The organism is Pyxidicoccus sp. M15, from assembly GCF_056858435.1.
Genome location: NZ_CM166495.1, coordinates 10,832,547 through 10,844,898, shown reverse-complemented (window position 1 = coordinate 10,844,898; position 12,352 = coordinate 10,832,547). Strand labels below are relative to the sequence as shown.

1 protein-coding gene (running past both ends of the window) is annotated in these 12,352 nt (G+C 71.4%); it reads right to left on the bottom strand.

All 12,352 nt of this window come from inside a single coding sequence — locus ACX9TP_RS40010, non-ribosomal peptide synthase/polyketide synthase, on the bottom strand. Of the gene's 46,725 coding nucleotides, 13,481 precede the window and 20,892 follow it; the stretch shown corresponds to coding positions 13,482–25,833, spanning codon 4,494 (partial) through codon 8,611 (complete); the first complete codon in reading order (the gene reads right to left) occupies positions 12,349–12,351. Both the start codon and the stop codon lie outside the window.

Below are 12,352 nucleotides of genomic sequence, written 5' to 3'. Positions count from 1 at the left end.
GCCCAGGGCCTCACCGCCGCAGAAGAGCCAGCGCAGGTGCGAGGCCTGGGCCAGGGCGGGCTCCTCGAGCATGAAGCGAAGCATTGAGGGCACCACCTGGAGGACGGTGATGCGCTGGCGCACCACGCACTCCAGCAGGGCGGCCGGGTCGCGGTGGGCCTCGGGCGGGGCGAGGACGAGCGGCGCCCCCACCAGCAGCGGGGCCCAGCACTCCCAGACGGAGGCGTCGAAGCTCAGCGGCGTCTTCTGAAGCACCCTGTCTTCGGCGGTGAGGCCGAAGGTGGAGAGCAGCCAGGCCATGTGGTTGGCCAGGGCGCGGTGGGGGATGACGGTGCCCTTGGGCTGGCCCGTGCTGCCGGACGTGTAGATGACGTAGGCGGAGTGCTCGGAGGTGACGGCGGAGACAGCGGCCAGGGGGGCCGTACCAGAGAAGGAGTCTCCTCCTGCGCCGAGGCACACGACGGCGGGGCCTTCTGGCAGCAGGCCGCGCAGGTGCTGCTGGGTGAGCAGCACGGAGGCGGCGGAGTCCTGGAGCATGAAGGCCAGGCGCTCGCGCGGGTAGCTCGGGTCCAGCGGCACGTAGGCGCCACCGGCCTTGAGCACACCCAGCAGGGCCACTGGCAGCTCCAGCGAACGCTCCAGGCAGAGGGCCACGAGGGTGCCGGGGCGCACGCCGAGCGCGGTCAGGTGCGAGGCCAGCAGGGTGGAGCGCGCCTCCAGCTCGGCATAGGTGAGCGAGCCGGAGTCGGAGATGGCGGCAACGGCGTCCGGCGTGCGCGCGGCCTGGGCGCTGAACAGGTGGTGGACGCAGTCGTCGGACGGGTCGCCCGCAGCGGTGTCATTCCACTCCACCAGGACGCGGCGCTGCTCGGCCTCGTCCATCAGCGGCAGCGAGGAGATGGGCTGCTCCGGGTGGGCAATGGCCGCGCCCAGCAGGGTGCGCAGGTGCTCCACCATCCGGGTGGCGGTGGACGCGTCGAACAGGCCGGAATTGTATTCGAGCCCGCCCACGAAGCCCGTGGGCGACTCGGCCAGGGCGAGGCTCAGGTCGAACTTGGCCACCGGGTTGGTGCCTTCAACGGCGCGGAGGGTCAGTCCGGGCAGCGACAGCGCCGTGGAGGGCGTGTTCTGCACGCTGAGCATGACCTGGAAGATGGGTGACTGGTTGAGGCTGCGCTGGGGCTGCAGCTCTTCCACCAGCTTCTCGAAGGGCACGTCCTGGTGCTCGTAGGCGCCCAGGGTGGACTGCTTCACCTGCTCCAGCAGCGCGGTGAAGGGCGCGTTCGGGTCGATGTGCGCACGCAGTGCCAGCGTATTGACGAAGAAGCCGATGAGGCCCTCGAGCTCCGCGTGGGTGCGGCCGGCGTTGGGGGAGCCGACGACGACGTCGTCCTGCCCGGAGTAGCGGGAGAGCAGCACCTGCCAGGCCGCCAGCAGGGCCATGAAGGGCGTGACGCCATGGCGCTGGCAGAGAGCCAGCAGGCCGTCGGAGAGCGTGCGGGAGAGGGAAATGGGGACGGCGCCGCCATGGTGGGACATGACGGCGGGGCGGGGCCTGTCGGTGGGTAGCGTCAGCAGCGCGGGGGCGCCGGAGAGATGCTGCTTCCACCAGTCGAGCTGTCGGGCAAGCGCCTCGCCCTGGAGCCAGCCACGCTGCCACACCGAGAAGTCGGCGTACTGCAGCGGCAGCGGCGGAAGCGTGGGCGAGCCGCCCGTGCGGAAGGCCTCGTAGCAGGTGGCCAGCTCGCGAGTGAGCACGCCCGTGGACCAGCCGTCGGAGACGATGTGGTGCATCGCTACGACCAGCAGGTGCTGCTCCTCCGTGAGTCGGAGCAGCAGGGCGCGCAGCAGCGGGCCGTCGCTCAAGGAGAAGGGCCGCAGGGCCTCTTCGGTGGCCAGGCGCCGGGCCTCGGCCTCTCGCTCCGAGGCGGGCAGGTTGCTCAGGTCCACCACGGGCAGGGAGAACTCCCGTGCCGGATGGATGAGCTGAACGGGCTGGCCGTCGCGCATGGCGAAGGTGGTGCGCAGCGTCTCATGGCGGCGCACCACGGCGTCGAAGCCACGCTCCAGCGAGGCCACGTCGAGTGCGCCCTCCAGGCGCAGCGCGAAGGGCATGTTGTAGAGGGGGCTGCCGGGCTGGAGCTGGTCGATGAACCACAGCCGCTGCTGGGCGAAGGACAGCGGCGGTGCGCCCGTCCGCGCCATGGGCGCCAGGGGCGGAATGCCGTGGCCGCGCTTCGTCTGGCGCGCGGTCTCCACGCGGGTGGCGAAGGAGGAAAGGGTGGGGGCCTCGAACAGGGCCCGCACGGGCAGCTCCACCTCGAAGGCCTGGCGCGCGCGGGAGAGGACCTGGATGGCCAGCAGCGAGTGGCCGCCCAGAGCGAAGAAGTTGTCCTCCACGCTCACCCGCTCCAGCCGCAGCACCTCGGCCCAGATGGAAGCCAGCCGCTGCTCGGTGGAGGTGCGAGGGGCGATGTATTCGGAGGCGGAGGAGGAGGTGTCCGGGGTGGGCAGGGCCTTGCGGTCGACCTTGCCGTGGGTGTTGAGGGGCAGGGCCTCCAGGAAGACGAAAGCGGAGGGCACCATGTACTCGGGCAGCGAGCGCAGCAGCGAGGAGCGCAGCGCGGCCGAGTCGAGGGGGTGGCCCTCGGGCGTGACGAGGTAGGCGACGAGGCGCGGGTTGCCGGGGACGTCCTCGCGAGCGAGCACCACGGCGCGGCTGACGCTGGCCTCCTGCTCCAGGGCGGCTTCGATTTCGCCCAGTTCAATCCGGAAGCCGCGCAGCTTCACCTGGAAGTCGATGCGGCCCAGGTAGGCCAGCTCACCGTTGGCAAGCCAGCGCACCTTGTCACCGGTGCGGTAGAGGCGGCCGCCGGGCGTGGTGCCGAACGGGTCCGGAACGAACTTCTCCGCGGAGAGCTCGGGCCTGCCGAGGTAGCCGCGAGCGACGCCGGCGCCGCCGATGAAGAGCTCACCGGGGACGCCGGTGGGCACCGGCTGCATGTGCTCGTCGAGGACGTACACCTGCACGTTGGCGAGGGGGCCGCCGAGGGTGGGGCGTGAGGCGCCGCGAATGGCACGGGCGGTGGTGTCGACGGTGCACTCGGTGGGGCCGTAGACGTTGAAGCAGTGGATGAAGGGGTGGGCCGCCAGCTTCGCCCAGAGGGCTTCGTCCACGGCTTCGCCGCCTACCAGCACGCGCAAGGGGCGTGAGGAGGCCAGTCCCTCTTCCAGCAGCAGGCGCAGGTGAGAAGGAGAGCAGTCGAGGACGTCGAGCTGGTGCTTCTCCACCCACGCCTTGAGCAGGGCGACGTCTTCGCGAGCGGCCTGGGGCACGACGCACAGGGCGTGGCCGTCGGCGACCTGGATGAGTTGCTTCACCGAGGCGTCGAAGGCGAGAGGCGCGTTGAGGCTGACGCGCAGCGCGCCCTCGGCTCCCGCGTAGACGGCGGAAGCGAGCGCGGCACGCAGGTTCATCACGGAGGCGTGCTGAACCATGACGCCCTTGGGACGTCCGGTGGAGCCGGAGGTGTAGATGACGTAGGCGAGGTGCTCGGGCGAGGTGACGTGGGCCGGGTTGGCTTCGGACTCGCGAGCGAGCTGCTCGCGAACGCTCGCGTCATCCAGGCAGACGACGTGCGCGCCGGAGTCCTCGAAGTGCGCGGCGAGGTGCAGCTGGGTGAGTGCCAGCCGCGCACCGCAGTCCTGGAGCATGAAAGCCAGCCGCTCGCGCGGGTAGGCCGGGTCCATGGGGACGTAGGCGCCGCCGGCCTTGAGGATGGCGAGGACGGCGACCACCATGTCCACGCCGCGCTCCATGCAGAGCGCAACGCGCACCTCGGGACCCACGCCGCGCTGGCGCAGCGCATGCGCCAGCTGGTTGGCGTGGAGGTTGAGCTGGGCGAAGGAGAGCTGGTTGGCGTCATCGAGCACGGCCAGCGCCCGCGGGGTGAGGGCGGCCTGGGCCTCGAAGGCCTCATGCAGCGCGCCCTGCCAGGACAACTGGCGACGGGTGTCGTTCCACTGCACCAGCACCTGCTGGCGCTCTGGCGCATCCATCAGCGGCAGCAGGCCCAGGGGCGAGTCCGGGGATGCCACGGCGGCTTCCAGCAGGGTGCGCAGGTGGCGCACCAGGCGGGCCACGGTGGACGGCTCGAAGAGGTCGGTGCGGTAGGTGAGCCCACCGGCCAGGCCTTGAGGCGTCTGCGCCAGTGACAACGTCAGGTCGAACTTCGCGGCCGACAAGTCGGCTTCCACGGGGGAGAGCTTCAGCGGCGGCAGGCCGTCCCTGCCGTTGCCCAGCTCGATGGACTGCTCGGGGGTGTTCTGCAGGGCGAGCATGACCTGGAAGAGGGGCGAGTGGCCCAGGCTGCGCTGAGGGTGCAGCTCCTCGACGAGCTTCTCGAAGGGCACGTCCTGGTGCTCATAGGCGGCCAGGGTGGTGGCTCGCACCTGGGCCAGCAGCTGGCGGAAGCTGGCGTCGGGCCGCACGCGCGAGCGCAGCACGAGGGTGTTGACGAAGAAGCCGATGAGGCCTTCGGTTTCGGCGCGGGTGCGGCCGGCGATGGGAGAGCCGACCACGACGTCGTCCTGGCCGGAGTAGCGGGCCAGCAGCGTCTGGAAGACGGCCAGCAGGGCCATGAAGGGAGTGGCACTCTCCTGGTGGCAGAGGGCCAGCAGAGCCTCGGTGAGAGGCGCTGGCAGCAGCACGGGTTGGCTGGCACCGCGCGAGGATTGGACGGCGGGGCGGGGCCTGTCGGTAGGCAGCTCCAGCAGGGCGGGAGCGCCGGTCAGCTGCTGCTTCCAGAAGTCGAGTTGGCGCTGGAGTACGTCGCCCTGCAGCCAGGCGCGCTGCCAGGCGGCGAAGCTGGCGTATTGCACCGGCAGCGCAGGCAGGAGGGCCGGGGTGCCGGTGGCATGCGCCGCATAGAGCGCAACCAACTCACGCACCAGCACGCCCATGGACCAGCCGTCGGAGACGATGTGGTGCATCGTCACCAGCAGCACGTGGTCGTCGGAGCCCAGTCGCAGCAGGCGGGCGCGCAGCAGCGGGCCGTCGCTCAAGGAGAAGGGCCTGCGGGCCTCTTCGGTGGCAAGCCGCAGGGCCTGGGCTTCGCGAGACTCATGCGCGCTCAGGTCCACGACTGGCAGCGAGAAGTCCGATGCCGGGTGGATGAGCTGAATGGGCTCGCCGTCATGCACCGCGAAGGTGGTGCGAAGCGACTCGTGGCGCTGGATGAGGGAGAGGAAGGCCTGCTCGAGAGAGGCGACGTCCAGCACGCCCTGCACTCGCAGGGCGGAGGGGATGTTGTAGGCGGGGCTGCCGGGCTCAATCTGGTCGATGAGCCACAGGCGCTGCTGAGCGAAGGAGAGGGGAGGTGCACCCGTCAGTGCCATGGGCACCAGCGGGGGCGCCTGGGGAGCCTTCTCCCGCTGGGCCGCGTCGATGCGCCGGGCGAGCGTGGCCAGGGTGGGCGCCTCGAAGATGGCGCGCAGGGGCAGCTCGATGCCGAAGGCGGCACGGATGCGGGAGGCAAGCTGGGTGGCCAGCAGCGAGTGGCCACCCAGGGCGAAGAAGTTGTCCTCCACGCCCACGCGCTGCAGTCGCAGCACCTGGGCCCATGCAGCGACCAACTGCTCCTCGGTAGGCGTGCGCGGGGCGACGTACTCAGAGGAGGAAGTGGAGGCGTCCGGCGCGGGCAGGGCCTTTCTGTCCAGCTTGGCGTTGGAAGTAAGGGGCAGGGAGTCCAGGCGCACCAGTGCGGAGGGCACCATGTACTCGGGCAGCCGCTGCTGGAGGAAGGAGCGCAGAGCGGCGGCGTCGAGAGGCTCGGGGGCCACGACGTAGCCCACCAGGCGCTTGTCACCGGGCACATCCTCCCGCACGACGGCAACGGCCTCGCGCACCGCGGAGTGCGCCAGCAGGGCGGCTTCGACTTCGGCCAATTCAATGCGGAAGCCGCGCAGCTTCACCTGCGCATCCATGCGGCCGAGGAACTCGAGGGTGCCATCGGCGCGCCAGCGCACCTTGTCACCGGAGCGGTAGAGGCGGGCTCCCGGCACGCCGGAGAAGGTGTCGGGGATGAAGCGCTCGGCGGTGATGGCCGGCTGCTCCACGTAGCCACGGGCCAGGCCGTCGCCGCCGATGAGCAGCTCGCCCGGAACGCCCACGGGCGCCGGCTGTCCGTACGCGTCCAGCACGTAGAGGCGCGTATTGCCAATGGGGCCGCCAATGGGAAGTGGGGCAGAGGCCTGGGCCGCGTCCGTCATGCGGATGCAGGTCGTGAAGACGGTGGACTCGGTGGGGCCGTAGGCGTGGGTGACGGGCAGGCCCAGCTCCTCCAGCACGCGGCGGAAATGAGGAGCGGAGCCGACGTCGCCGCCCGTCATCACCTGCTTGAGAGAGCGCAGTCCTTCCAGGTTGCCATCCACCATCTGGGTGAAGAGGCCGGAGGTGGCCCAGAGGGTGGTGACGCGAGACTGGAGAAGGGTGCGTCCCAATTCCTCGAGGGAGGGTGGGTGGGGAGGCATGACGACGAGGCGGGAGCCATGCAGCAGCGCCCCCCACAGCTCCAGGGTGGAGGCGTCGAAGGAGATGGGCGCCAGGAGCAGGAACGTTTCGTCCGGACCGAGGTGCGCGTAGTCGACACCAAAGATGGTGCGCAGCACGGCGGCCTGCGGGGTGCCGACGCCCTTGGGACGGCCGGTGGAGCCGGAGGTGAAGTCGATGTACGCGAGGCTCTGGGGCAGCGCGGCGGGAGGCGGCGAGTGCATGGGCTCGCCCTCCAGGGACACTTCCTCCAGCACCACCGTGGACAGGCCGTCGGAGGGGAGCTTGGGCAACAGCGTGCGCGAGGTGACGAGCACGCGCGGGCGCGAGTCCTCCACCATGGCGGCGAGGCGCTCACGGGGATACGACGAATCCAACGGGACGTAGGCGCCGCCGGCCTTGAGGATGGCCACCAGCGCCACCACCAGCTCCAGCGAGCGCTCCAGGGCAATGGCCACGCGTGAATCGGTGGACACGCCCAGGCCGCGCAGGTGCCAGGCGAGCTGGTTGGCACGCGCGTCGAGCTGCCGGTAGGTGAGCTTGGAGTCGCCGAACTCGACGGCCACCTTGTCGCCATACCGAGCCACCACCTGCGAGAAGACCTCGGGCAGGGTGGAGTCGCGCGGGTACTCAGTGGCGGTGGCATTCCACTCCACCATCACCTGACGGCGCTCCGCCTCGGTCATCATGGCCACGGAGGCCAGGGACGCCTCGGGCCGGGCCACCAGCGCTTGCACCAGCGTGCGGAAGTGCTCCGCCATGCGCGCGGCCGTGCCAGCCTCGAAGAGGTCCGTGTTGTAGAGCAGCGTGCCGGAGTAGCCCTCCGGCGTCCGCACCAGGCTCAGCTCCAGCTCGAACTTGACGACGGTGCCGCCAATGCCTTCCATCGCCCGCAGGGCCAGGCCGGGCAGCGCCAGCTGGGGCCTGGGGGTGTTCTGAAGGGTGAAGAGGACCTGCACCAGCGCGGGTCTACTCAGGTCGCGCTCGGGCTTGAGCTCCTCCACCAGCCGCTCGAAGGGCAGCGCCTGGTGCTCGAAGGCGCCCAGGGTGGTGTCGCGCACCTGGGCCAGCAGCTCGCGGAAGGAGTCGGTGCCGGACAGGCGGGCGCGCAGGGGCAGGGTGTTGACGAAGAAGCCGATGAGGCCTTCCAGCTCCGCCTGGTCACGTCCCGCCACCGGAGAGGCGACGAGGACGTCCTGCTGGCCGGAGTAGCGGCTCAGCAGCAGCTGGAAGCTGGCGAGCAGGGCCATGAAGGGGGTGACGCCTTCACGCTGGCAGGTCTCCTCCAGGGCTCGGGCCAGCGAGTCGGGCAGGTGCACCGCGTGGGCGGCGCCGCGCGAGGACTGCACGGCGGGGCGGGGCTTGTCGGTAGGCAGGTCCAGGAAGTGAGGAGCCCCCGCCAGTCGCTGGCGCCACCAGGTCAGCTGCTCATCCAGCGCGGCGCCCTGCAGCCACTGGCGCTGCCAGACCGCGAAGCTGGAGTAGTGCAGCGGCAGCTCAGGAAGCGGAGAGGGCTGGCCCTGGTGGAAGGCGGCGTAGAGGGCGGCCATCTCGCGCACGAGCACGCCCATGGACCAGCCGTCGGAGACGATGTGGTGCATCGTCACCAGCAGCACGTGCTCGGAGGGAGACAGGCGCAGGATGAGGGCGCGCAGCAGCGGGCCATCGCTCAAGGAGAAGGGACGCAGGGTCTCCTCGGTGGCCAGGCGCCGGGCCTCGGCCTGCCGCTCCGTGGCGGGCAGGTTGCTCAGGTCCACCACGGGCAGGGAGAGCTCCCGCGCCGGGTGGATGAGCTGGATGGGCTCGCCGTCGCGCACGGCGAAGGTAGTGCGCAGCGTTTCGTGGCGACGCACCACCTCGGTGAGACCGCGCTGGAGGGCCTCCAGGTCCAGCGTGCCCTCCAGGCGCAGCACGGTGGGCATGTTGTAGAGAGGAGTGCCGGGCTCGAGCTGGTCGATGAACCACAGCCGCTGCTGGGCGAAGGACAGCGGCGGTGCGCCCGTGGGCGTTACCGGGACGAGCGCCGGAACGCCCGAGCCTGGACGGCGCGGGCGCGCGGCGTCCACCTGCTGGGCCAGGCCAGCGAGGGTGGGCGCCTCGAACAGCATGCGCAGGGGGAGCTGGATGCCGAAGGTGGTCCGGATGCGGACGACCACCTGCGTGGCCAGCAGCGAGTGGCCGCCCAGCTCGAAGAAGTTGTCATGGATGCCGACGCGCTCGACGCGCAGCACCTCCGACCAGATGGAGGCGAGCTGCGCCTCCAGGGCGTTGCGCGGAGGCACGTGCAGCGCCTCGGAGCGCGCCGGAGCCTCCGGGGCGGGCAGGGCCTTGCGGTCCACCTTGCCATGGGCGGACAGTGGCAGGGTTGCCAGCGCCACGAAGGCCGAGGGCACCATGTACTCGGGCACGCGCTGGCGCAGGTGCTCGCGCAGGGCCGCGGTGTCCACCTCCGCTGGCACGACATAGGCCACCAGGCGCTTGTCGCCGGGCACGTCCTCGCGCACCAGCACGGCCACCTCCTTCACCGAGGTGTGCGCGCGCAGCGCTGCTTCCACTTCACCCAGCTCGATGCGGAAGCCGCGCACCTTCACCTGGAAGTCCATGCGGCCGAGGAACTCCAGCGTCCCATCCTCCCGCCAGGACACCCGGTCTCCGGAGCGGTACAGCCGGGCACCCGGAGTGGACGAGAAGGGGTGGGGCATGAAGCGCTCGGCGGTGAGCGCGGGGCGCCCCAGGTAGCCACGCGCCAGGCCGTCGCCGCCGATGAACAGCTCCCCCGGTACGCCGACGGAGACGGGCTGCAGGTCCTCGTCGAGCACGTACACCTGGGTGTTGCCGATGGGGGCGCCGATGGAGACGGAGTCATCCACCGCGTCACCGGGCGACAGCCGGTGGGTGGTGGTGATGGTGGTGCTCTCCGTGGGGCCGTACGCGTTGATGATGGTGCCACCCTGGGCCAGCCGCTCGCGGACGCGAGGCGCGGGCATCACATCCCCGCCGGCCAGCAGCTGCGACACCCGGGCCAGGACCTCGGGCTGATGCTGCTGCATCAGGTCGAAGATGGCCGTGGCCGTGAACATCGACGTCACCCCGTGCTCGGTGATGACGCGTGCCAGCTCCGCCACGTCGGGCGTGCGGGGCGGGTAGAGGACCAGCCGGGCGCCGTGCAGCAGCGCTCCCCAGATTTCCATGGTGGAGGGGTCGAAGGTCAGGGGGGAGGCCTGCAGGACGACCTCGTCAGGCCCCAGCCGCGCGAAGCGGCTGCCAATCACCAGGCGCAAGACACCGCGGTGGGGAATGGCCACGCCCTTGGGAATCCCCGTCGAGCCGGAGGTGTAGGTCACATAGGCGAGCTGCTCGGGCTCCGCGGGTGCGGACACCGCCTGGGTGGACAGGTGCGACAGCTGCTCCCAGTCGGAGTCGACGTGGAAGACAGGCCGTGAGCCCTCCGGCAGCGCGGCGCGGGTGGCGGACGAGGCCAGCACCGCCGCGACCTCCGCGTCCCCGAGCATGAAGGCCAGCCGCTGCGCCGGCTGCGTCGGGTCGAGCGGGACGTAGGCGCCACCGGCCTTGAGGATGCCCAGCAGCGCGACGATGAGGTCCAGGCTCCGGAGGATGCACACGCCGATGCGCGGCTCGGCCCCCAGGCCCAGGGTCAGCAGGTGGCGGGCGAGCTGGTTGGAGCGCTCGTCGAGCTGACGGTAGGTGAGCGTTCCTCCCTCCGCCACGACCGCGATGGCGTCCGGGGTGCGGGCGGCCTGGGCGGCGAAGAGGGTGTGGACGCTGGCGTCGCGTGGGAAGTCGGAGGCGGTGGCGTTCCACTCCACCAGCACCTGACGGCGCTCCTCCTCCTCCAGCATGGACACGGAGGACAGGCGCACCTCGGGCCCGGCCAGCAGGGACTCCAGCACCGCCCTCCAGTGCCGCAGCAGCCGGTCCACGGTGGACGGCTCGAAGCGGGCCACGTCGTACACCAGGCGCAGCTGGAGCTGCTCGCCGGGGAGCACGATGGCCACCAGCGGCATGTCCGACTGCTCGGCCGTGGTGAGGTCGCGAATCTCCAGGTCCTTGCCGCCGGAGCGGACGGCCTCGTCCACGGGGTAGTTCTCGAAGACGTACAGGCTCTCGAAGAGGATGGAGCCGCGCGGCACGTCGCTCCAGGCCTGGGCGCGTGCCAGCGGGGTGTGCTCGTACTGGCGCAGCTCCAGCATGCGCGTGTGGAGCTCCGTCAGCCACGCGCGCACGGGAGCCCGGGGCTCGAGCTGGATGCGCACCGGCACGGTGTTGATGAACAGGCCCACCATGTGCTCGATGCCGGGCAGCTCGGCGGAGCGCCCGGAGACGGTGGTGCCGAAGAGGACCTCGGGCTCGCCGGCGTAGCGCGAGAGCACCAGCGCCCAGGCGCCTTGCAGCACCGTGTTGGGCGTCAGCTGGTGCTGGCGGGCGAAGGCCTGGAGCTCGCGCGTGCGGTCCCCGGTCAGGTGGACCCACCGCTCATCCTTGCGGAGCGTGGCTCCGTCCTGGCGCGAGGGCCGCGCGCCCGGCAGCGGCGTGGACGAGGAGAAGCCGCCCAGGGCCTTTCGCCAGTACGCCTCGGTGCGCTCCGCCGGCTGCTGCCGCTGCCAGGCGATGAAGTCACGGAAGGCAGGCGCCTGCGGCAGCGCGGGCATGCGGCCACCGACGGCGGCGGCGTAGGCGGCGAACAGCTCCTTGAAGAGCAGGCCGAGGCTCCAGCCGTCCAGCAGCAGGTGGTGCGAGGTCCAGAGGACACGCCAGTCCCCGCCCTCCAGCCGCACCACGGTCAGCCGCATCAGCGGCGCCTGGTCCAGGCGGAAGCCGAGGGCGCGGTCCGTGGCCATCAGCGCGGTGAAGCGGGCCTGGAGCTCGGACGTGGGCAGGCCGCTCCAGTCGAGCTCCTCCCACGGCAGCTCGGCGCGTGGGCTCACCACCTGCAGGGGCTCCTCGAGCCCCTCCCAGGCGAAGGAGGTCCGCAGCGGGGCATGGCGCTCCACCACCACCTCCCAGGCGCGGCGGAAGGCGGCCACGTCCACGCGGGCGCCGAACGTCCACGCGTGCTGCGTGACGAACACGCCCGAGCCGGGAGCCATCAGCGACTGGAAGAGCATGCCCTGCTGCAGGGGCGACAGCGGATACACGTCCTCGACGGGCAGGCCCGCGGGGAGCACCCGGTCCAGCGCCGCCTGGGAGCAGCCCGCCAGCGGGAAGTCCGCCGGCGTGTACCGGAGGGCATCCGGCGAGGTGCGGCCCGCGATGAGCACGCGCAGCGCGTCCACGAAGGCGCTCGCCAGTGCGCGGGCGGTGGCCTCGGTGTGGACGTTCTCGCTGTAGTGGAGGCTCACGTGGAGCTGGCCGCCGCGGATGACGGCCGTCACGTCGAGCAGATGGGGGCGGAGCGCCCGGGGGCTGAGCGTTGGCCCGGAGGCCTCGGAGGCGAGGCTGAACAGCGAGGTCTCGCCCGAGGCGGCGTCGAGCTGGCCCAGGTAGTTGAAGGACACCTCGGCGGAGGGGAGCGCGCGCAGCCGGGCACCGGTCTCGTCCTGGCGCAGGTAGCGCAGCAGGCCGTGGCCCAGGCCACCGGCGGGCAGGTTCCGCAGCCCGTCACGGGTGCCGCGCAGGGTGTCGCCGGGGCTGGCATCCGCGGGCACCTGCAGGAGCACCGGGTAGACGGCGGTGAACCAGCCCACCGTGCGGGACAGGTCCACGTCCGCGAAGAGGTCCTCGCGGCCATGGCCCTCGGAGTCGACGAGGAAGCGCGAGTGGCCCGACCAGGAGGCCAGGGCA